Origin of the sequence: Bradyrhizobium sp. ISRA430, from assembly GCF_029909975.1 — a bacterium.
Lineage (GTDB): Bacteria > Pseudomonadota > Alphaproteobacteria > Rhizobiales > Xanthobacteraceae > Bradyrhizobium.
This window is the reverse complement of record NZ_CP094516.1, coordinates 6,327,387-6,348,341: the sequence shown is the minus strand read 5'-3', so window position 1 is coordinate 6,348,341 and position 20,955 is coordinate 6,327,387. Positions and strand designations below refer to the sequence as shown.

20 protein-coding genes and 1 pseudogene are annotated in these 20,955 nt (G+C 61.9%); 12 read left to right on the top strand and 9 right to left on the bottom strand.

Going from position 1 to position 20,955, the window contains the following annotated elements; all coding sequences use genetic code 11:
- The first annotated feature begins 121 nt into the window (after positions 1–121).
- On the top strand, positions 122–1,327 hold the full coding sequence (locus tag MTX21_RS30145; protein ID WP_280968248.1) for an ABC transporter substrate-binding protein: 1,206 nt from the start codon (positions 122–124) through the stop codon (positions 1,325–1,327).
- Between the two features lie 58 nt (positions 1,328–1,385).
- On the opposite strand, the pseudogene MTX21_RS30140 reads toward MTX21_RS30145, so the two are convergent.
- The 8 genes and pseudogenes from MTX21_RS30140 to MTX21_RS30105 all read right to left on the bottom strand — a co-directional run.
- A pseudogene (locus MTX21_RS30140) lies at positions 1,386–1,781 on the bottom strand (DUF2059 domain-containing protein); the annotation flags it as partial.
- Positions 1,760–2,806: an alcohol dehydrogenase AdhP gene (gene adhP, locus MTX21_RS30135; protein WP_280968247.1), complete on the bottom strand. Its 1,047-nt coding sequence runs from the start codon at positions 2,804–2,806 to the stop codon at positions 1,760–1,762. The gene adhP and the pseudogene MTX21_RS30140, both read right to left, overlap by 22 nt.
- Before the next feature lie 71 nt (positions 2,807–2,877).
- Complete coding sequence (locus tag MTX21_RS30130) at positions 2,878–3,513, bottom strand: response regulator transcription factor (RefSeq protein ID WP_280968246.1); 636 nt, start codon at positions 3,511–3,513, stop codon at positions 2,878–2,880.
- 163 nt (positions 3,514–3,676) lie between these two features.
- Entirely contained in the window at positions 3,677–4,303 is a 627-nt protein-coding gene (locus MTX21_RS30125; protein ID WP_280968245.1) for a response regulator transcription factor, read from the bottom strand.
- Between the two features lie 87 nt (positions 4,304–4,390).
- Positions 4,391–5,593 carry an ATP-binding protein gene (locus MTX21_RS30120; protein WP_280968244.1) on the bottom strand — a complete coding sequence of 401 codons (1,203 nt, stop codon included), beginning with the start codon at positions 5,591–5,593 and terminating at the stop codon, positions 4,391–4,393.
- Between the two features lie 580 nt (positions 5,594–6,173).
- Positions 6,174–6,389, bottom strand: coding sequence for a hypothetical protein (locus MTX21_RS30115; protein ID WP_280968243.1), 216 nt, complete (start codon positions 6,387–6,389; stop codon positions 6,174–6,176).
- A gap of 90 nt (positions 6,390–6,479) precedes the next feature.
- On the bottom strand, positions 6,480–7,742 hold the full coding sequence (arcA, locus tag MTX21_RS30110; protein WP_280968242.1) for an arginine deiminase: 1,263 nt from the start codon (positions 7,740–7,742) through the stop codon (positions 6,480–6,482).
- A gap of 26 nt (positions 7,743–7,768) precedes the next feature.
- Positions 7,769–9,202 carry a basic amino acid/polyamine antiporter gene (locus MTX21_RS30105; RefSeq protein ID WP_280968241.1) on the bottom strand — a complete coding sequence of 478 codons (1,434 nt, stop codon included), beginning with the start codon at positions 9,200–9,202 and terminating at the stop codon, positions 7,769–7,771.
- 334 nt (positions 9,203–9,536) lie between these two features.
- Between MTX21_RS30105 and MTX21_RS30100 the strand changes: the two genes are divergently transcribed.
- Positions 9,537–10,040 (top strand): DUF1269 domain-containing protein, encoded by a 504-nt coding sequence (locus tag MTX21_RS30100; RefSeq protein ID WP_280970834.1) that lies wholly within the window; start codon positions 9,537–9,539, stop codon positions 10,038–10,040.
- 17 nt (positions 10,041–10,057) lie between these two features.
- Here MTX21_RS30100 and MTX21_RS30095 read toward each other — a convergent pair whose 3' ends face one another.
- Positions 10,058–10,771 carry a Bax inhibitor-1/YccA family protein gene (locus tag MTX21_RS30095; protein WP_280968240.1) on the bottom strand — a complete coding sequence of 238 codons (714 nt, stop codon included), beginning with the start codon at positions 10,769–10,771 and terminating at the stop codon, positions 10,058–10,060.
- Positions 10,772–11,144: 373 nt separating this feature from the next.
- On the opposite strand from MTX21_RS30095, the gene MTX21_RS30090 reads away from it, so the two are divergent.
- From MTX21_RS30090 to MTX21_RS30045, 10 genes are all read left to right on the top strand, one after another.
- The gene (locus tag MTX21_RS30090) at positions 11,145–12,584 is read left to right on the top strand and encodes a basic amino acid/polyamine antiporter (protein WP_280968239.1); all 1,440 of its coding nucleotides are present in this window, start codon (positions 11,145–11,147) and stop codon (positions 12,582–12,584) included.
- 24 nt (positions 12,585–12,608) lie between these two features.
- Entirely contained in the window at positions 12,609–12,851 is a 243-nt protein-coding gene (locus tag MTX21_RS30085) for a hypothetical protein (protein ID WP_280968238.1), read from the top strand.
- Positions 12,852–12,894: 43 nt separating this feature from the next.
- The gene (locus tag MTX21_RS30080; RefSeq protein WP_280968237.1) at positions 12,895–14,019 is read left to right on the top strand and encodes an AI-2E family transporter; all 1,125 of its coding nucleotides are present in this window, start codon (positions 12,895–12,897) and stop codon (positions 14,017–14,019) included.
- Between the two features lie 7 nt (positions 14,020–14,026).
- Entirely contained in the window at positions 14,027–14,626 is a 600-nt protein-coding gene (locus MTX21_RS30075) for a hypothetical protein (RefSeq protein ID WP_280970833.1), read from the top strand.
- Entirely contained in the window at positions 14,627–15,112 is a 486-nt protein-coding gene (locus MTX21_RS30070; protein WP_280968236.1) for a DUF992 domain-containing protein, read from the top strand.
- 134 nt (positions 15,113–15,246) lie between these two features.
- Positions 15,247–15,804: an HdeD family acid-resistance protein gene (locus MTX21_RS30065; RefSeq protein WP_280968235.1), complete on the top strand. Its 558-nt coding sequence runs from the start codon at positions 15,247–15,249 to the stop codon at positions 15,802–15,804.
- 18 nt (positions 15,805–15,822) lie between these two features.
- Positions 15,823–16,254: a twin-arginine translocation signal domain-containing protein gene (locus MTX21_RS30060; RefSeq protein WP_280968234.1), complete on the top strand. Its 432-nt coding sequence runs from the start codon at positions 15,823–15,825 to the stop codon at positions 16,252–16,254.
- 42 nt (positions 16,255–16,296) lie between these two features.
- On the top strand, positions 16,297–16,536 hold the full coding sequence (locus MTX21_RS30055; RefSeq protein WP_280968233.1) for a hypothetical protein: 240 nt from the start codon (positions 16,297–16,299) through the stop codon (positions 16,534–16,536).
- 46 nt (positions 16,537–16,582) lie between these two features.
- Complete coding sequence (locus MTX21_RS30050) at positions 16,583–17,803, top strand: efflux RND transporter periplasmic adaptor subunit (RefSeq protein WP_280968232.1); 1,221 nt, start codon at positions 16,583–16,585, stop codon at positions 17,801–17,803.
- Positions 17,800–20,952 (top strand): multidrug efflux RND transporter permease subunit, encoded by a 3,153-nt coding sequence (locus tag MTX21_RS30045; protein WP_280968231.1) that lies wholly within the window; start codon positions 17,800–17,802, stop codon positions 20,950–20,952. Before MTX21_RS30050 ends, MTX21_RS30045 begins: the two co-directional genes overlap by 4 nt.
- The last annotated feature ends 3 nt before the right edge of the window (positions 20,953–20,955 follow it).

The window sequence follows — 20,955 nt, the reverse complement described above, 5'->3', positions numbered from 1 at the left end:
GAATGCGCGTCAAATGGCGAATGCTATGCCGCAGGCGCAGCAAATTGACTCTGTCGGAACCCGACCCTAACTTTGTCGGACAAAGGGGGCAGGATAGTCCCGCGCAAGAGGAAATGCTTCAATGAGACCTATCGCAGCACTCGTTTCTGCGGCCGGCCTGCTGTCGGCCGCCCTGATCACCCCCGCGTCCGCCCAGCAGGCCCCGCTCAAGATCGGTGTGCTCTCCGACTTCTCCTCGGTCTATTCCGACATCGGCGGCATGGGCAATGTCGAGGCCACCAAGATGGCGATCGAAGATTTTGGCGGGCAGATGTTCGGCAAGCCGATCGACATGGTCAGCGCCGACGTGCTGAACAAGCCGGACGTCGCCGCCTCGATCGCGCGCAAATGGTGGGAGACCGAGGGCGTCGACATGATCATCGACCTGCCGACCTCGGCCACGGCGCTGGCCGTGATGGAGCTGTCGAAGCAATATGAGAAGGTGATGATCGTGACGGATGCGGCGAGCTCCGACATCACCGGCAAATCCTGCTCGCCTTACACCGCGCACTGGACCTACGACACCTATTCCAACGCCCACACCGTCGGCAGCGCCATCGTCAAGAATGGCGGCGACACCTGGTTCTTCCTCACCGCGGACTATGTCTTTGGCCACTCGATCGAGCGCGACACCGGCGAGGTGGTGAAGGCCGCCGGCGGCAAGGTGCTCGGCAGCGTCAAGCATCCGCTCAACACCGCGGATTTCTCCTCGTTCCTGCTCCAGGCCCAGGCCTCCAAGGCCAAGATCATCGGGCTTGCTAATGGCGGCGGCGACACCATCAATGCGATCAAGCAGGCCGGCGAGTTCGGCATCGTCGCCGGCGGCCAGAACCTCGCGGCGATCGTGATGTTTATTTCTGACGTGCACAGCCTGGGGCTGAAGCTCGCGCAGGGGTTGATCGTCACCGAGGCCTATTACTGGGATCTCAACGATAAGACACGCGCCTTCGGCAAGCGCTTCATGGAGCGCGTCAAGCGCATGCCGACGATGAACCAGGCCGCGACCTACAGCGCGACGCTGCATTATCTCAAGGCGGTGCAGGCCGCCGGCACCAAGGACACCAAGACGGTGATGGCCAAGATGCGCGAGCTGCCGGTGCGCGACGCCTTCACCGACAACGGCACACTCCGCGAGGACGGCCGCATGGTGCACAGCATGTACCTGTTCCAGGTCAAGAAGCCCGAGGAATCGAAAGGGCCGTGGGACTATTACAAGCTGCTCGCCGAGGTTCCCGCCGACCAGGCGTTCCGGCCGCTGAAGGACGGCGGCTGTCCGCTGGTGAAGTGAGGTCGCGGGCACGCGAGGCAACGTCCCGCGTGCCTGAACCCACGCGGGATCGATCTCGGAGCTTGTGCCCTTTCTGGCGCAGCGCCTCGATCAGGCGCTGCTTCAATTCGTCGGCGGCCTTCTGGCTTACGTCCTGGCCGATCTGCGCGCTCGCTTGCGTCAGCGCATCCGACTTCGCCAGGAATTTCTGCCCGGCCGGCTGGGCATAGAACGCCTCGATCTGGCGCAGCTCGTCGACGGTGAAATTGGCGGCGTAAAGGGCGGCTATCTGATCGATCATCGAGGCGAAGAACGGGGAGTAGATTCCGGCGCCCGGCGCCGTCATCGCATCGTAGTCGCGCTCGATCTCCAGTCTGCCCTGCGCGACCACCGGCCTGAGCTTCAGCAGGAGCTGCGGCAGGAGCGCACGATACTGATCCGCGATCCTCAAGGTCACGACGAGCTTGCGCGCCGCCCCTCGAAATCAACAACGATCCGGCCTTCGATCTCGCCATCCCGCATACGCGCGAACACGTCATTGATGTCGTCGAGCGATGCCGTCGATACAGTCGCCCGCACCGTGCCGGCGCTGGCGAAGCCAAGCGCTTCCTGCAAGTCGAGCCGTGTACCAACGATCGAACCGCGCACGGTGATCCCATTCAGGACGGTAGCGAAGATCGAGAGCGGAAAGTCGCCGGGTGGCAAGCCCGTGAACGATACGGTACCGCCGCGGCGGACCATCCCCAAGGCCTGCTGGAATGCCTTGGGCGAGACCGCGGTCACGAGTACGCCCTGCGCGCCGCCTATCTCCTTCTTGATGACGCCGGCCGGATCTGCCTTCAGTGCATTTACAGTAAATGCCGCACCGAGCTTGTCCGCCAATTTCAATTTGGCATCGTCGATATCGACTGCCACCACGTTGAGTCCCATGGCTTTGGCGTACTGCACGGCCATATGTCCCAATCCGCCGATGCCGGAGATCACCATCCAGTCGCCCGGTTTGGTGTCCGTCACTTTCAAGCCCTTGTAGACGGTCACGCCGGCGCAAAGCACCGGCGCGATCTCCACGAAGCCAACGTTGGCCGGCAGGTGACCAACGTAGTTGGGATCGGCCACCACATATTCCGCAAAACTCCCATTCACGGAATAGCCCGTGTTCTGCTGCTGCTCGCAAAGGGTTTCCCATCCCCCCAGGCAATGAACACAATGACCACAGGCCGTGTAAAGCCACGGCACGCCAACGCGATCACCTTCCTTTACGTTCGTAACGCCGCTCCCGACGGCCGCAACTTCCCCAACGCCTTCATGTCCGGGGATGAAGGGCGGCTTTGGCTTGACTGGCCAGTCCCCGTTTGCGGCATGAAGATCGGTGTGACAGACGCCCGTAGCGGCAATCTTGACGGTGACCTGCCCCGGCCCGGGTCGCGGAACTGGCACTTCCTCGATAACAAGGGGCTTGCCGAGCTCGCGGACGAGCGCTGCCTTCATGGTATTCTGCATGACCAACTCCAGCTCAGTTCGCTGCATAAAGAACGGAAGCTCCTGGGACCCGTTTTGCCGATCCGGAAATCTCAAGGAGCAACCAATTTCTTGCGGATGGCATACCGGACCAGCTCAGCCGTCGATGACATCCCGAGCTTGCGCATGGCCGACGCACGATGGGTCTCCACGGTCTTCACGCTCAGCTTCAGTATGGAGCTTATGGACCGGTTGGTGTGCCCTTCCGCAATCAACTGAACCACGCTTTGCTCGCGCGACGTCAGCAGCATGCCCGATCTATTCTGCTTGTTGACCTGGTATTCGTGGAGCAGTTTCTCCAGCAAGACGCTGGTGAAATAGGGTCTTCCGTCGAGCAACGCCTCGATCGCGGAAATCAGGTGTTTTCGGGCATCCGATTTGAACAAAAACCCGCGGACGCCCGCCAGAATGGCTTCAGTCAGCAGTTCCTCGTTTTCGTGCATCGTCAGGATCAACACCTCGGTCCGCAAGTGCAGCGCCCGGAGGCGCCGGCTGACCTCCAGCCCGTTCATGATCGGCATGGAATAGTCGACGATCACAATGTCCGGCCTGGTCTCCAAGGCCAATGCGACGGCCTGCTCGCCGTTGGTCGCCTCTCCGCTCACGATCCAGTTGGAGCGCGTTTCGACGATCGCACGAAGCCCGGAACGTACGACTTCATGATCATCCGCAATCACGATGCGTTTCACGGCGTCGTTCCCATATGCGGCTCTGACCTGTCGCGATCGACGGTAATACGGTCAGTCAAGTCGAATGATCATACTGATCGCAGTTGGAAGGGTTATCCCACAAAACCCTGAGAGACCCCGGCGAATGTACTGACGTGGCTGTCGCGGTCCACCCCGGTCATTGTCATGCCTCCACCAGCCCGGCCCGAACCGCGTATCGGACCAGGCCCGCCGTTGAATTTACGTCCAGCTTGCGCATCGCGGCCGCCCGATGTGCCTCAGTCGTCTTGATGCTAAGATTCAGGATCGCGCTGATGCCCTTATTGCTGTAACCCTCCGCGACCAGCTTGACGACGAGCTGCTCGCGCGGCGTGAGCCCGTGGTGCCGATCTCCATCAACCGATCCCGGATCCAGTTCATTCAACCAGTTTCTGATGCCGAACGGCCTGTGCAGCAGGAGCGACTCGACGGCGGCCAGCAGCAGCTTGTTCGCGTCCGACTTGAGCAGGAACGCGCGCGCGCCAGCCTCAAACGCCTGCTGGGCAAGCAGGCTGGAGTTGTGCACCGTAAAGATCAGTACTTCCGTTTGGAGCGGATAATCCCTGATCCGTCGTGCAACCTCGACTCCGGTCATCCGCGGCATGGAGAAATCGACAATGGCCACATGAGGCCGGCTCTCGATTGCGGCAGTCACCGCTTTGCTACCGTCGGTCGCCTCTGCGACGACCTCCCAATCCGCGCGCTGCGTGAGCACCGCGCGCAGACCTGAACGCACCGCTTCGTGATCGTCGGCGATAAGGATACGCTTCATGACAGAGCACTCCAGGTTCGTTGACGCGGTGGCACGCGACGAGCCCGCGGACGATGTCCGCTCGCCACCGGTGTCAGTGTTTTTCCTTTAGTGTGCGCCTGCGTGGGCCCTCATGATGGTCGTAACCTTTCGCCGGTTGCGCCTGCTCGCCGCACGACCATGCGGGAACACTGCGCACAGAACAGTGCCGGAGCGCCGCTTTGCCGGGTCGGACTGGATGTCGAGCGTACCGCCAAGCTGCTCAAGTCTCGCCCTCATCGCGGGAATGCCAACGCCGATCGAGATCGCTTTCGTGCCGTGCTTTGCCGAGTTGACTGGAAAGCCGCGCCCATTGTCGCTGACAGTCAACCGGAAATGGCTGTCGGTCTCATCGACAACGATTTTGACCTCCGTCGCCTTTGCGTGGCGAAATACGTTGGTGAGGGCTTCCTGAATGACCCGCAGCAACGAACGCTGGTTCTCGTAAGGCAATCGATCGACGATGGCCGAAATCCTGGTGCTAACCCGCAACGACGTGCGCGCCGCGAAACCCTGGGCATATTGCTCGATCGTCGCCTTCAACCCGCCGACGGTCGGGTTCTGGGGATGCAGTACATAGGCCAACGTACGGATTTCCCTCAGCGCCTCGTCAATCGACGCATCGATGCCATCGCAAAGCCGCTCGGCCTCGGCCGGATCACCGAGGCGACAGCGGATCCGCATCAGGCCAAGGCTCGCGGCGATCAAATGCTGACACGTCGAATCATGGAGCTCAGACGCAATCCGCTGCTGGATATCCTCCTGCATGGAGGCCAGGTTGAGGCTCATGTGGGTGTCGCCAGCCCCGTTAGTTGCATCTTCAGGAGACTCCCTGCGCAGGATCCGATGGCTGCCGATCAATTGGACGACGATGCCGGCCATGGGATCGACGATTGGAACGACGGTCGTCTCCATATTCTGCCGCGAGCCGCCAAGTGCGAGACTATGGCGGATTCTGACCTCCGCCCCTTCCGCAAGACACGCCCTCAGGGCTTCGCAAACGGACTTGGCGTCTTCTCTTGCCAGGCAGTCAGAGACGTCGAGTTCCTGGATTTCCCGCGATGAAATTCCGAGGAGAGCCTCGAAGGCCGGGTTGATCCCCTCGTACGTGAAACGCTCTTCATGCGAAGGGCGTACCACGAAGAGAAGATCCTCAGCGTAGTCCCAGTACAGCCGGTCGCTGGCCTCTTTAGAGCCAATCTGCAACCATTCCCTGGCGCTGGCTCTCGTAGACTCGCAGGCAGGAGAATTGCGTGGCTTCACGGTACGCACTCACTCTTCCCAGCAACTCTCGAAATCGAGCCTTAACGGTCAGTATCGAAGCTGCCTCCCTGCGGTGCGGCACCCGTCATCGGACTGCAAGACGCACCCCTAGGATGCACCGAGTATACACCGCTTGGCTCTGCACACCATAGGTAGTATTCTCCTAGGATGGAAATCCCGCGTTGGTGAAATAGATCCTGGCATACGACACTATGCAATTTGTGCCGCCATTCGCCGCGAGTTCCCTCGCAGCGACGCGCCAAGTAGTCATAGGAGTCGTCGACGCCGGTCGTCACCGCGTCTGCAAAATGGAACTACCCGACCGTCCGCTAGCGATTGCTGCCGCTGCGCGCGCTGGACTTCTTCTTTCCCTTCTTGGTCGGCGCAGCCTGCGGGGTGGGAGCAATCGCGAGGGGATGGAAGATATCTCAAGGCGGTTCGTGCGGACATCGTCCCTCAGGGCATCGGTGTCCAAACGCCGACCCCGGTCAACGGAACCACGAGGGTCCGCAGGGACGGGCGAAGCTGCCGGTACGGCAATGACAGCCCCATCAGCACGAATACGCGTCCCATCATCTTTGCAGATCTTTCAGAAGGCAAAATCAAGTCTCGGGCCGATCCGAAGGTCCCTGTAATTTCGTACCAGAACGTTCGATGTTCGCACCACGTACAGCACTGTGGTCCCAAGCGACAGATTGCCGGCGAAATTGTACTTCAGACCGATATCGGCCGAATAGAGCTGGTCGTGCCGGCCGGAATTCAGGCCATCGGTGAACCAATAAGCTTCGAACAGCGGCGCGCTCACGATCGACCATTTGGGGGTCGAGCTGAACCTCGATCCCGAGAACGGCGTCGAAGCGCCAGGGCGGCTGCTCCATTGCCGCACCGGTCCGCCCTAGTAATCCACCGCATCCCGGATGATCGGGCACGTCATGCAATGACCGCCGCCCCGCCCACGCCCTAGCTCAGCACCGACGATTGTGATCACCTCGATGCCTTCCTTACGCAGCAGGGTGTTCGTGTAGGTGTTGCGGTCGTAGGCGAAGACGACGCCTGGCGATGCGCAGACAAGATTGGCCCCGCTGTCCCACTGCGTTCGCTCCCGCATATAGGCGTTGCCGCCGGTCTCGACGACACGCAGCTTCTTCAGGCCAAGGGCTTCAGCCACAACATCGACGAACGGCTTTTCATCCTTGCGCAGTTCGAGACCAGCGGAATTGTTCGCCGGCCGGTAGGAAAATGCCGTGATGTTGTAGACGATGTCGGGATAGAGCAGCACGCAGTCTCGGTCGGCGAAGGTGAAGACGGTATCGAGATGCATTGCCGCACGCAACTTCGGCATCGCGGCCACGATCACGCGCTCGGCTGCGTTTTTCTTGAACAGAGCCGCGGCGACCTGGCTGATGGCCTGCCGTGAGGTTCGTTCGCTCAGGCCGATCAGGACATTGCCCTTGCCGATCGGCATCACGTCGCCGCCCTCGAACGTGGCAAGCCCGTGGTCCTGGGTCGGGTCGCCCCACCACACGTTGACCTTGCCGGCGAAATCCGGATGGAACTTGTAAATGGCAGTCGCGAGGATCGGCTCTTCGTGCCGCGCCGGCCAATAGAGCGAGTTCAGCGTGACGCCGCCATAGATCCAGCATGTCGTATCCCGCGTGTACAGCGTATTCGGGAGCGGCGGCAGCAGATATTCGGTCATCCCTGCGGCCTCACGGACCAGCTTGAGCATCTCGCCGCCATGGGCATCCGGAAAGTCATGAGTCGACACGCCGCCGATCAGGGTTTCCGCAAGATCGCGCGGCTTGAGGCTTTCCAGATATGAGCGAAGCTCGTCGACGAGACCAAGCCCGACCTGGTTGGGCACGACCTGGTTGTCGAGGATCCACTTCCTGGCCTCGGGGATTGCGACGGTCTCGGTGAGCATATTATGCATTTCGATGACGTCGATGCCGCGGTCGCGCATCTTCTGCACGAAGTCAAAATGATCGCGCTTGGCGTTGTCGACCCACAACACGTCGTCAAACAGCAAAGTATCGCAATTGGAGGGCGTGAGGCGCTGATGAGCACGGCCCGGAGAGCAGACCATGACCTTGCGCAACTGGCCGACCTCCGAATGAACGCCGAAGGGACTCGCGGGTTCCGAAGCGTGCTTTGCCATGGGAGGTACCTCGGGAAATGCCTTGCCTAGATGGTGATGTAGCCGGTAGCTAATCCGTGAATCCCGACGACCGCGCCGATCGCAGCCGCGATGAAGATGACCCACTCGACCGGCGTGAAGACCTTTGCTTTCTGTTCGAAGCGCGCCCAGAAATACAGCACCGTGCCGGGTGCGTAGAGGATGGCGGACAGCAGCAGGAATTTCATTCCGGCGGCGTAGATCAGGAACAGCGTGTAGATGACCGCGATACCGGCGAAGATCAGGTCACGTCTGCGCTCGGTGAGGCTCTTCTCGTACGTGTCACCGCGCCTGACGAGCAGCAGCCCGTAGGCCGCGACCAGGAAAAACGGGATGAGCGACATGACGCTCGTCAGATTGAGCATCAGCGAGAAGGCATCTTGCGACCAGTAGGTGCTGATGACGAAGAGCTGGACGACGGCATTGGTCAGCCAGAGCGCGGCCGCCGGCACCTTGTTCGCGTTCTCGGTGCCGAACAGCGTCGGCATGTCGTTGGTCCGACCGGCGGCCGAAAGCACCTCGGCGCAGATCAAGGACCAGGCGAGATATGCCCCGAGGACCGAGATCAGCAGTCCGACGCTGACGAAGACAGCGCCCCAATGTCCGACCACGGCCTCCAGGACCGTCGCCATCGACGGCTGCCGCATGCCCGCAATCTCTGCGCGCGCAAGCACGGCATAGGGCAGCATGGTCACGAGCACCATCAGGCTCGTGACGATCACGAACCCCAGAACGGTCGCGGCGCCAACATGGGAGCGTTCCTTGGCGTAGCGCGAATAAACACTTGCGCCTTCGATTCCGAGAAAAACAAACACCGTGACCAACATGGTCGCTCGGATCTGCTGGAACAGGCTCGCGTCTGGCATGCCCTCGCCGCCCCAGAAATTGGTCCGGAATAAGTTGGCCTTGAATGCGAAGATCAGGATGACGATGAAGACTAGGATCGGCACGATCTTAGCGATCGTGACGATGGTGTTGATCGCGGCCGCCTGCTGCACCCCGCGCAGGATCATGAAGTGAAACAGCCAGATCCCGATCGAAGCGACGATGATCGCCGTGACGGTATTGCCGTCACCAAACACGGGAAAGAACGCGCCCAACGTCGACTTGATCAGGACCCAATAGGACACGTTGCCGATACAACTCCCGATCCAGTAGCCGAATGCCGACAGGAAACCGGGATAGTCGCCAAATCCTTCCTTCGCATAAGCATAGACACCGGCGTCGAGATCAGGCTTCCGTTCGGCCAGCGACTGGAACACGCGAGCCAATGTGTACATGCCGCCTCCGGCGATGCACCAGGCGAAGATGGCGCCGAACGGGCCCGTTGCGATGCCGAAGGTCCGCGGCAACGAGAAGATTCCCGAGCCAACCATCGATCCGACCACCATCGCGGTCAGCGCAAACAGTGAAAGTTTTTGAGTTGATGGCGTCGCAGTCATCTGGAGGCCTCGAACCGGAGCGGCAAGCAACGTCGCGGCCACTCTGCTCTTTCACGGCCGAAACCATGCGCCCAGGGAGGAGCGCGGCATATCGGGTGATTACCTAGTCCAGGGTCGGGATTCTCCTCGCCGGCGGTTGCGATCGCGGTCTCTTTGCCCGGCGATGATGCAGGCGAACCCACCCTTTATGGTCCGCGAACCATCCGAACATTCATCCCTCGGGCCCAGGGTTTTCTCTGATGTCGGGTGCACCGGCGACCCGCTAGCGTCGACGCAAGCGTCCCATAAACGGCCCCTCCATCGAGCCGAACGGGACTCCTATCAGGAGGTTGCAATGTCCGATTTAGTGGCGATCGTGTATCCGTCCGAGGCGAAAGCCGAAGAGGTGCGTCAGCGGTTGCTCAAACTTCAAAAAGAATACCTCATCACGATCAGCGACGCAGTGATCGCCGTGAAATCGGATTCCGGCGACATCAAGCTCAATCAACTCGTCAATACCACCGCCATGGGCGCGATGACAGGAAGTTTCTGGGGACTTCTGATCGGCGTGCTCTTCCTGAATCCGATCCTCGGTGTCGCGGTGGGCGCCGCATCCGGCGCGCTCGGTGGCGCGCTCTCCGATTTCGGCATCAACGATTCCTTTATGAAGGAGCTATCCGCGAGCCTCCAGACCGGCAACGCGGCCTTGTTCGTCCTGATCAAGCACATGACCGCGGACAAGGTGCTCAAGGAAATCAAGGATGCCGGAGGGGTCGTTCTGAAAACATCCCTGGACGAAACCAAGGAAAAGGCCCTGCGCGACGCGCTCGCGAGTGCCGCGGAGCGGCCGGCGGCCTGAAGGGCCGCCGTCGCCTCTTAGCGTCGACTGCCGGCAAGGCGCAGCATCATCATGAACAGGTTGATGAAATTGAGATAAAGCGACAGCGCGGCGATCACCGACTTGCGACCTGCCGCGGTTTCATCGTCCCTGCCGTCGTACATCGCCCTGATCCGCTGCGTATCGTAGGCCGTGAGGCCTGCGAAGACGCCGACGCCCACGATCGAGATCAGCCAATCCAGCGCGGTCGACCGCAGGAACAGGTTGACCAGGCCTGCGATGATAATTCCGATGAGGCCCATGAACAGGAACGTACCGAGCCCGGAGAGATTGCGCCTGGTCGTGTATCCGAAGATGCTGAGCGCCCCGAAAGTCGCGGCCGTAATGAAGAATACTCGGGTGATCGAGGAACTGGTGTAGATGTGGAGCAAGATCGAGAGCGATATGCCGACGAGCGCGGCATAGACGAAGAACAGAAGCCGCGCCGTTGGCGCCGACAGCGTGTCGATGCGCGAGCCGATGAAGAACACCAGCGCGAGCGGCGCCAGGATGAAGATCCACATCAGCGGGCTTTGCAGCAATTCAGGACCGACAAACTGATAGGTCATCCACGCGACAACGGCGGTCACAGCGACGCCCGTAGCCATATAATTGTAAATGCGCAGCATGTAGTCGCGTAATCCGACGTCCACCGCGATCGTGCCACCACCGGCCGCGCCAGAGGTCGTCAGGTTCTGATCATAGTTCGACATCGCTTGCCTCCTCTTGACCCCGCGGAATAGACGATCCTATCCCCCGGGCTCAGGACGCGGCATCAGACAATCACCTGAGTGCCGGCGGTGAAGCACCCTACTCCGCCGCAGTTTCCGGAGCGCGTACCCGGCCATTCGCGGCGGCCACCAGCACTTTGCAAGATGGCGAGCATCCGGTCGCGACCAAAGCACGACCGCCCCGTTGGAAGGACCTGACGGCGGCCCCTAAAGCCGCGGCCCTCCCGATTTCCTGCCCGTGCCTCCTACAGAGAATCCCTGATGTGCGAGCGAGAACGGTGCCTCTAAGGTCTTTGTTTGGAGTTGGCCGGCAGCCGTGCCCGCCTCATCTCGGATTGGAAGGCCATCTTCTGTCATGGCTCCTTCGTCGAACGAGGCCGATCAAAAGCTCTCTCGCAATGCGCTCATCGCGCTTGTGATCGGCTCGATGGTCGGTTCCGGCATTTTCGCATTGCCTGCATCTTTCGGACGCGCAACTGGGGCGCTCGGAGCGATGATCGCCTGGGTTATCGCAGGCACCGGCATGCTCATGCTGGCGTTCGTGTTCCAGTCGCTGTCACGCCGCAAGCCTGACCTCGATGCCGGCATTTACGCCTACGCCAGGGCCGGATTCGGAGACTATATCGGCTTCGCTTCAGCCGTGGGCTATTGGATCGGCTGTTGCCTCGCCGACGTCGCCTGTCTCATTCTGATCAAGGCCACGCTCGGGCAGTTCTTCCCGGTCTTCGGTGATGGCACGACACCGACCGCCATCGCTTCGGCATCCCTGCTTCTGTGGGGTGTTCACTTTCTGGTGCTGCGCGGCATCAAGGGAGCAGCCGCTCTCAACTCGGTCGCGACCTACGCGAAGATCGTCCCGATATTGCTATTCATCGTCGTGGCTGCGATTGCCTTGAACGGCGAGCTGTTCTCGCGGAATTTCTGGGGTACGGAGCAGCCGAACCTTGCGGATGTGTTCACCCAGGTCCGCGGCACCATGCTGCTTACCGTATTCGTCTTCGTCGGCATCGAGGGCGCAAGCGTCTACTCCCGCTATGCCAGTGATCGCGCCGACATCGGCATCGCAACCGTCGGGGGCTTTCTGGCCGTTCTCTGCCTTCTCGTCCTTGTGACGCTTCTGTCCTACGGCGTCCTGCCACGACAGGAGCTCGCGGGTCTCCCGACACCGTCGATGGCGGGCGTGATGGAATCGATGGTCGGCGGCTGGGGCGGCGTGTTCGTCAGCGTCGCACTCTTGATCTCGATCCTGGGCAACTACCTGTCCTGGTCGCTGCTGGCGGCCGAAGTCCTGCATTCTGCGGCGGTCCACCGCACCATGCCCTCCTTTCTCGCCAGCGCGAACGCGCACGCGGTCCCCGCAGGCGCGCTCTGGCTGACCAACTGCGTCATCCAGATATTCCTGCTCGTCACCTGGTTCGCCGAATATGCCTTCACGCTCGCCTTGAAGATGACGAGCGCGATGACGCTGATTCCCTATTTCTTTGTCGCGGCGTACGCCTTGAAGCTCGCGTGGGCCGGCGAGACCTACGCGGCTGGTGAGCGCGCCCGCATCGTCGACGGAATCCGCTCTTGCGTCGCGACGCTTTATGCGGCCGGCATGATCTATGCTGGCGGACCAAAATTTCTTCTGCTGTCGTCAATCCTCTATGCGCCCGGAACGCTGCTGTTCCTTCTCGCAAAACGCGAACGCAAGGAGGTCACCTTCAGACCGTTCGAAGCCGTCATGTTTGCAGCGATAACGATCGCCGCGTGCGCCGGCGTCTACGCGCTGGCTGTTGGAGCCATCTCGATTTGAGTCCCTGTCCATCTGGAGGCGAATATGAACATCCAGGCTGTGTGTAGCGCCTTGATCCTGGGCGGAGTGGTGGTGGCGGCCACCGCACCGTCAACCCTGGCCCTGGCGCAGTCGAAGGACAGCAGCATGGCCACGCCAAGGGAAGCCGGCACGCCCGCATCAAAGAGCGCAACGCCAAATACCAATACAAATCCGACGAAGCACCGCTACTGGCGTCATCGCGGCGGCAAGCATCCGCACTATGGCAGTCGGCGCGTTCGCACCTAGCACGCCGCAGAGGATGATCTCATTCCTGCAATTGGAGCGATTGATGAGCGATCCCAGGATAGGATCGGAGAGACTCCGCGAGGTCGTTCTCAGCGATGATCCTGCCGATCAAACCAAGGATACAGGACAGCGCAGCATTCTGGCGACCGGCGTCACTTTGCTCGCCACGTGCGTTGCCCTATTCCTGGTTTGGCAGACGGTTTCGAGCCTCCTCATTGTGTTCGCAGGTGTGTTGTTCGCGGCATTTCTGGACGCTTCTGCGAGGGCGCTAGCTCCCGTTCTTCCTCTGAATCGTGCCTATCGGCTGACGCTCGTTCTTCTACTCTTTTCCGCTCTGTCGGGATTTGGACTCGACTGGGGCGCAGGCAAGCTGCCGGAGCAGACGCGCCTGCTGCTGAAGGTCATGGACACCCAGCTCGACATCTTGCAGGAGCACCTCCTGTCATACGGTGTCGACCTGCTCGGTCCGGAGTGGGGCCGAGACTTCGCGCAGTGGCTGTTTTCCGATCAGGGTCGGTTTCTCAGCCATGCCCAATTCCTGCTTGGCGGAGCCTCCAGTCTTCTGACGGGCGCACTCGTGATCCTGTTCCTCGGGATCCTCTTTGCCTTCGATCCGACCAGCCACCGCGAGAGCCTGGTCATGCTGGTGAAACAGTCCTACCGCAAGCGGACGAGAGCCGTCATGGACGAGATGGGCAGCGTCTTGCGGCTGTGGTTGGTCGGACAGCTCATCCGCATCATACTCATGACGCTGTGCGTGTGGGTCGCACTCTATCTCATTGGCCTCCCTGGTCCTTTCGTGCTTGGACTACAGGCGGGTCTATCGAATTTCATTCCCTATCTCGGGCCGATCGTTGCGGCGCTTCCAATCGCGCTCGTGGCGATGCCGCTCGGCGCCTCTCTGCTCATCTGGGCCGTCGTCATCTACACCATCATCCAATCGATCGAAGGATATGTGATCGGCCCGCTGATCCAACGCCAGGCGGTCGAAATCCCTCCGGCCTGGACATTGGTCGCGATCGTCCTCCTGGGTGCGCTATTCGGCGTCATGGGGATCGCGCTCGCCATGCCACTGGTCGCCATCGGTCGGGTCGCGATCATCAGGTTCTATGTCGAGGACTACCTTGGCGACGATCCCAAGCGAACAGCAGCGGACAAGCGTGAGTAGATCGGCCATGAGCGAAATTCATCCGCAGCGAAGCGACGACCCTGAGCCTCCATCGAGGCAATCGGGGATGCCCCACTTCCTCTTGCAGCAGCTTCCCTATGTGGTGGCGCTCGTGCTCGCCATCGCAGGCGTCGCCTATGCCAACGTCTCGCACCAGCCTCTCGTCGGCTACTGGGAATTCTTGGCACTTGCCATCGGCGTGGTATGCGTCGTCACGAAATGGCCAGAGACCGAAGGCAAGGAGGCGCAGCTTCGATTGATCTGGACACAGACGCTGCACTGGATTGCCGTCCTCGTCACGATGAACATCATGCTGGTCTCCGGCGTCCAGCAGTTGCTTCCAACACCGGCAACCGGCCTGGTCCTCCTGACATTGCTCGCGCTCGGCACGTTCCTCGCGGGTGTCAGCCTTCTTTCGCTGCAAATCTCCTTCCTCGGCCTTGCGATGGGCGTTGCAGTCCCGGCGATATCCTGGCTGAAGCAGTCCTTCTTCTTCTTCCTGCTGGGCGCTGTCTTGCTCATTGGCCTCGGCATCACGTTTTGGCTTCGGCAGGACCGACGGCCCGCAGCAACCTCTGCGGACACGAAAAACCAAGTGGAGGCTTGAATGCGAATTGTGCGGCTCCTTGGGTCCATCGGCACATTTATCTTGCTTTGCACGGCCGCCTCGCCGGCCCGCGCGGAGACGTTCAGAGTCGGCAGACTATTGTGTTTCAGCACGCCGCGCGTCGGACTGGTGCTTGGATCCGCGCAGTCGCTGCGCTGCGTATTCTATGCACAACGGCCGCAGCGACAATACATCTATGAGGGACGCATCAGACGCGTCGGTCTTGACCTTGGCGTAACCTCGGCCGGTACCTTGTCGTGGGCTGTGTTCGCCAAGAACTCGCGTGTCGGTCCGGGCACGTTGCGGGGCAGCTATGTGGGAGCGAGCGGCAATGTCGCCCTGGGCCCCGGCCTCGGAGCCAACGTCCTGATCGGCGGCTCGCGCCGAAGTGTCATGTTGCAGCCGGTATCGGTCGAGCGCTCAATCGGGCTCAACCTCGCCGCCGGCGTGACCAACCTGACGCTGGGACCAAGAGGACGGCGATAGGCGCGGGGGCGCCGCGACATCGACAGGGAATATTTCCGCCCCGTTGCTCAGGGTTTCGTCGGATGTCGGCGTTGCCGGTTCGAAGCTAGCATCCCACGCGTGTCAACCAAACCATCGCCGATCAGGAGGATCGCATGACGGTCTTTGACAGCAGAACCGGCGTTGAAACCCTGGTTGCCCCGCCGCTGTGGGTCTGCGCTCTTCTCGGTATCGTACTGATTGCCGCCGGCATGCTCGCGCTAAGCGACGTCGTGTTCGCGACCATCATCAGCGTCAAGCTGATTGGGCTGACCGCCATCGCAGCCGGCGGATTTGAGATCATCCACTCCTTTTGGACCAGGGGATGGGGCGGTTTCCTGTGGCAGATCCTTCTCGGCGCGCTCTATCTCGCCTTCGGAATCGTGCTGCTCACCCAGCCGGAATCCGGCGCGCTGATCTTGACCTATTTCCTGGGCGCCGTGCTGTTTGCATCGGGCATCATTCGATGCGTGCTGAGTTTCGCCCATTGGCGACAGAACGGCTGGATGATGCTGATCTCCGGCATCGTCGGACTGCTCGCCGGTGTGCTGATCCTGTTCAGTTTCCCCACTATCAGTGTCTGGGCCCTTGGATTCCTGCTCGGCGTCGACCTGATTTCGCACGGCCTGGCGTGGCTGCTCTACGCACTTCAGTCCGTACGGAGAACTGCGTAACAAAAAGAGGAGAAGACAATGAGCGCTCCCACCCGCCGCGCGTTCCTAGGCTTTGCCCAGAATGCCGTTGCCGCAGCAGCGATCGGCGCCATCGGCGTACGCTTGATCGAAGCCGCGGAAGCAATGCCGATCGCTCCCGATCTCGGCCTGGCCGGCAAGCCGGAAGACCTCGTCACGGCTCAATGGTGGGGGCCACCGCCTGCCCCCGGTTGGGGGCCCGCTCCGGGCTGGGGCCGGCCGCGACCGCCCTGGTGGGCGCCGCCGCCCGCTCCCGTTTGGGGACCAACGCCCGGCTGGGGCCGCCCCCCACTCACCTGGCGCGCACAATGGTGGGGATCGCCACCGCCGCCACGCCCGGGCTGGGGCCGTCCGCCGCCGCCGCGGCGCAGGCGGCGCTGGGTCTGCTGGTGGCATCGCGGCCGACGCCATTGCGGGTGGCGGTGGACTTAGCACCGCCTCTCGCAGGCCCGTAACCCAGCGATGGAGGAGACAGTGCGTACCAAGAACCAATGGCTCCTTGCGGCGGTGCTGGCCGTCCTTCTCGTTGTGGCCACCTGGTATTGCGTAGCGGTATGGCAGGCGACACCCATGCCGCTCTACGGCAACATCATCCTGGGAGCCGCCGCCATCCTCGTGCTGGTGTCGGGCTGCGGCCTGATCGCGCTGATGTTCTACAGCCATCGCAAAGGTTACGACGAGCCTGCACGCAGCAACCGGACAACACAGGAGTGAGCGAGGCCTGAGCCACTCATCCCAGGCCTGGGGCAAGGAGCGGACGATGGACCTTGCTGAAGTCTCGGCCAGACTGCTCGTGGCAAGCCTCATGACGATCATCATCCGTGGGACAGCCTGGACACAGCCTGCTCCCGCCGGTCCTCCTGCGGTCGGCATCGTGGAAGCGACCCGGCGGCCGATCACCGAAACCAGCGAGTTCATCGGACGGATCGAGGCGATCAATCGCGTCAACGTCGTCGCGCGTGTCACTGCCTTTCTGGAAAAGCGACTGTTCGTCGAAGGCGCCGAAATCAAGACCGGAGATCAACTCTATCATCTCGAACGCGGTCCCTTCGAAGCTGACCTCGAGTCGAAGCAAGCACAGGTGGCGCAGCTCCAAGCGACGCTCGAGAACGCCAAATTGACGACCGAGCGCGCGCGGACGCTGCTCGGCGGACCGGCCGGGCAACAATCGACCTATGATGCAGCAATCGCGAACCAGCGCAGCCTCGAAGCCCAGGTGCAAGCCGCGCAGGCGCAGGTCGAGGCGTCCCGGATCAACCTCGACTACACCGTGATCAGCGCGCCGATCAACGGCAAGATCGGGCGAACGGCGGTCACTGAAGGCAATGTGGTCAGTCCGAGTTCAGGCGTGCTGACCACCATCGTCAGCCAAGACCCGATGTATGTCACCTTCCCGGTGCCGCTGCGCCAAGCGCTGGAATTGCGCGAACGTTACGGCCCGAAAGGCGGCCTGGAAGCCGTGGTGATCAGGTTGCGGCTCCCCGACGGCCGCATGTTTGGCCAAGCCGGCAAGCTGAACTTCGTCGACAACACCATCGCGCAGAACACCGACACGGTCACCGTGCGCGGCGAGATCGCCAATCCGATCCTGCGCGCGCCTTCGGCCGCAGGCGTGACCGTACACGAACTGACCGACGGCGAATTCGTCACTGTCGTGCTCGAGGGCGTCGAGCCGATCGAGGTGCTGGCGATTCCCCGCTCTGCGGTGCTGTCGGACCAGCAGGGTGACTATGTCCTTACTGTCGGTTCCGGCAACAAGGCTGAGCAGCACCGCATCAAGCTCGGACAATCCACGCCCACCATCGCCGCCGTGATCAGCGGCCTGTCTGCCGGCGACAAGGTCATCGTCGAGGGCCTCCAGCGGGCGCGTCCCGGCCAGATCGTCGCGCCGGGGCCGGCAAGCCCGCTGATCCTGTCGGGCATGAAGGCCGCCACGGGCGACGCCGGCCCTTCCGGCAAAGCCACGGACACCAAGCCATGATGTCCGCGGTCTTCATCGATCGTCCGCGATTGGCGATGGTGATCGCATTCATCATCACCATCGCCGGTGCCCTGGCGCTGGTGCAGATCCCGGTGGCGCAGTTTCCGGACATCGTGCCGCCGCAGGTCACGGTCTCCGCCACCTTCCCCGGTGCGTCCGCGGAGGTGGTCGAAAGCAGTGTCGCCCAGCCACTGGAGGCGCAAGTCATCGGCGTGGACCGCGCCCTCTACATGAAATCGACCAGCGCCAATGACGGCACCTATACGCTCACCGTTTCCTTCGCGCTCGGCACCAATCCCGACATCAACACCGTCAACGTCAACAACCGCGTACAGAGCACCCTGTCGCAGTTGCCGACGGAAGTCCAGCAGCAGGGCGTGACGGTGCGCAAGCGGTCCTCGGCGATCCTGCAATTCCTGGTGCTCTACAGCGCCGACGGACAGCAGGATCCGCTCTTCATCACCAATTACGCGATCATCAACATACTTGATGCCCTCGCCAGCACACCGGGGGTGGGCCAGACCAATCTGTTCGCCAAGATGAATTACTCGATGCGGATCTGGTTCGATACGCAGCGGCTGACCAGCCTCAACCTGACCCCGTCGGACGTCATCGCTGCGATCCGCACCCAGAGCGTTCAGGCGCCGGTCGGCCGCATCGGCGCGCGGCCGATCAGCGACGACCAGCAGTTCCAGTTCAATGTGCAGACTCTCGGCAGGCTCGCCACTACCGATCAATTCGCCAACATCGTGCTGCGCGCCAATCCGGATGGCTCCTCGCTTCTAGTGAAGGACGTCGCACGAGTCGAAATGGGCGCGCAAAATCTCGACAGCGAGGCGCGGATCGATGGACGCGCTGCCGTGCCGATCGCGATCTATCTCGCGCCGGGTGCTAATGCCGTGACGACCGCGAAGGCGGTCGCGGCCACGATGCAACGTCTCTCCAAACGTTTCCCAACCGGGCTCAGCTACCTCGTGCAATACGATTCCACGAGCTTTGTGTGGGATACGATCACCGAGGTCTTGCGGACGCTTGCCGAGGCCTTCGTTCTGGTCGTGATCGTGGTGTACATTTTCCTCGGCAATCTCCGCGCCACCGTGATCCCGGCGGTGGCGGTTCCGGTAAGCCTGGTCGGCACTTTCGCCGTGCTGTTCATGCTCGGCTATTCGGCCAACACAGTGTCGCTGCTCGCGATGGTGCTCGCCATCGGCATCGTGGTGGACGACGCCATCGTGGTGGTTGAGAACGTGGAACGTGTGATGGAGGAAGAGCCGGCGCTGTCCCCGATCGAAGCTAGCAAGAAGGCCATGACGCAGATCATGGCGCCAATCTTTGCCATCACGCTGGTGCTGCTCTCCGTATTCGTGCCGATCGCGTTCATTCCAGGCATTTCGGGCACGCTGTTTCGCCAGTTCGCGGTCACGATCAGCGCGGCGATGATGATTTCGGCCCTGAATGCGCTGACGCTGTCGCCTGCGCTCTGCGCCTTGTTCCTGCGTCACACCGGGCCGCGGCGCGGCATCATCGGCCGCGTGCTTGGCGGCATCGACTGGTTGCGCGACCGCTATAGCGGCGGCGTCCGCCGGCTAGTGCGCGTGGCCGGACTCTCCCTCCTGCTCGTTGCCGTATTCGCCGGCGGAATCTTCGGCATGTCGCGGATCACGCCGACGGGATTCCTGCCCGAAGAAGACCAGGGCGCCTTCTTCACCTCGGTGCAACTGCCCGACGGCGCCTCGGTGGCGCGCACCAGCGACGTCGCCCAACAGATCGAGGACATTCTGAAGCAGATGCCGGCCGTCGATCACGTCCTCTCCGTGATCGGCTTCTCCCTGCTGGACGGCGCGTCCGAGCCAAACAGTGCGCTGGTGGTCACCCGGCTGAAGCCCTTTGCCGATCGCAAGGCGGCCGCAGATTCGGCGCAGGCAATGATCGCGAAAACCTTCGAAGCCGGCGCGCAGATCCCGCAGGCGAACGTGCTGCCCTTCAACATGCCGCCGATCATCGGCCTCTCCACCTCCGGTGGGTTCGAATACCAGCTCGAGGCGCTGGAGGGACAGAGCCCCGCCGCGATCTCCAGTGTCACGAACTCGCTGATCGGCGCAGCCAATGCCGACGCGCGGCTCGCCCGCGTGTTTTCGACCTTCACGGCCACCAACCCTTCGATCTTCCTCGACATCGATCGCCGCAAGGCGCAGGCGCTCGGCGTCCCCGTGAGCGACATCTTCACCGCCTTGCAGGCGACGCTCGGCGGCATCTACGTCAACAATTTCAACCTGTACGGCCGCACCTGGCAGGTCAACGTCCAGGGCGAGGCGTTCGATCGCGCCGACATCTCCGACATCTGGCGGATCTACTTGCGCAACGACACCGGCCAAATGGTGCCGATACGCTCGCTGGCCGGCATCAAGATCGTGACCGGACCGCAGGTCGTTACCCGCTACAACAATTATCGCTCGGTAACGGTGAACGGCAGCCCGGCGCCCGGCATCTCATCCGGCACCGCAATTGCGGCAATGGCGGACATCTCCAACGCCGTGCTGCCCGCGGGCTACAGTTTCGAATGGACCGGCACGGCCTATCAGGAGCAGCAGGCTGCCGGCCAGACCGGCATCGTGCTGATGCTTGCCGTGTTGTTCGCCTATCTGTTTCTGGTCGCGCTCTACGAGAGCACGGTGATCCCGATCCCGGTGCTGCTCTCGGTCGTTGTCGGTGTCCTCGGCTCCTATGTCGGCCTCAAGATCGCCGGCCTCAGTCTCGATCTCTATGGTCAGATTGGCCTCGTGGTCCTGATCGCGCTCGCCGCCAAGAACGGCATCCTGATCGTCGAATTCGCAAAGGAGCAGCGTGAGGCGGGCGTGGCACTCGCCGATGCCGCGATCCAAGGGGCTCATATGCGCTTCCGCGCCGTCATGATGACGTCAGTTGCGTTCATCCTCGGCCTCCTGCCGCTCGTCATCGCAACCGGCGCCGCTGAACTCAGCCGCCGTGCCGTCGGCACAGCCGTATTCGCTGGCATGCTCGCTGCAAGCTCGATCGGGATCTTCATGGTGCCGATGCTCTACGTGACGTTCCAGCGCCTGCGCGAGCGGGTGAAGACGAAATCCCAATCAACCTCCCGGCTGACGCCGCCTATCGATGAAACGGCCTAGACC

Excerpts from the sequence above, each read along its gene's own strand:
- MTX21_RS30070 (WP_280968236.1), top strand. The coding sequence starts at position 14,627 with ATGCGAATTGTGCGGCTCCTTGGGTCCATCGGCACATTTATCTTGCTT.
- MTX21_RS30075 (WP_280970833.1), top strand. The coding sequence starts at position 14,027 with ATGAGCGAAATTCATCCGCAGCGAAGCGACGACCCTGAGCCTCCATCG.
- MTX21_RS30050 (WP_280968232.1), top strand. The coding sequence starts at position 16,583 with ATGGACCTTGCTGAAGTCTCGGCCAGACTGCTCGTGGCAAGCCTCATG.
- MTX21_RS30105 (WP_280968241.1), bottom strand. The coding sequence starts at position 9,202 with ATGACTGCGACGCCATCAACTCAAAAACTTTCACTGTTTGCGCTGACC.
- MTX21_RS30045 (WP_280968231.1), top strand. The coding sequence starts at position 17,800 with ATGATGTCCGCGGTCTTCATCGATCGTCCGCGATTGGCGATGGTGATC.
- MTX21_RS30060 (WP_280968234.1), top strand. The coding sequence starts at position 15,823 with ATGAGCGCTCCCACCCGCCGCGCGTTCCTAGGCTTTGCCCAGAATGCC.
- MTX21_RS30100 (WP_280970834.1), top strand. The coding sequence starts at position 9,537 with ATGTCCGATTTAGTGGCGATCGTGTATCCGTCCGAGGCGAAAGCCGAA.
- MTX21_RS30145 (WP_280968248.1), top strand. The coding sequence starts at position 122 with ATGAGACCTATCGCAGCACTCGTTTCTGCGGCCGGCCTGCTGTCGGCC.
- adhP (WP_280968247.1), bottom strand. The coding sequence starts at position 2,806 with ATGCAGAATACCATGAAGGCAGCGCTCGTCCGCGAGCTCGGCAAGCCC.
- MTX21_RS30085 (WP_280968238.1), top strand. The coding sequence starts at position 12,609 with ATGAACATCCAGGCTGTGTGTAGCGCCTTGATCCTGGGCGGAGTGGTG.
- MTX21_RS30125 (WP_280968245.1), bottom strand. The coding sequence starts at position 4,303 with ATGAAGCGTATCCTTATCGCCGACGATCACGAAGCGGTGCGTTCAGGT.
- MTX21_RS30065 (WP_280968235.1), top strand. The coding sequence starts at position 15,247 with ATGACGGTCTTTGACAGCAGAACCGGCGTTGAAACCCTGGTTGCCCCG.
- MTX21_RS30080 (WP_280968237.1), top strand. The coding sequence starts at position 12,895 with ATGAGCGATCCCAGGATAGGATCGGAGAGACTCCGCGAGGTCGTTCTC.
- MTX21_RS30095 (WP_280968240.1), bottom strand. The coding sequence starts at position 10,771 with ATGTCGAACTATGATCAGAACCTGACGACCTCTGGCGCGGCCGGTGGT.
- MTX21_RS30090 (WP_280968239.1), top strand. The coding sequence starts at position 11,145 with ATGGCTCCTTCGTCGAACGAGGCCGATCAAAAGCTCTCTCGCAATGCG.
- arcA (WP_280968242.1), bottom strand. The coding sequence starts at position 7,742 with ATGGCAAAGCACGCTTCGGAACCCGCGAGTCCCTTCGGCGTTCATTCG.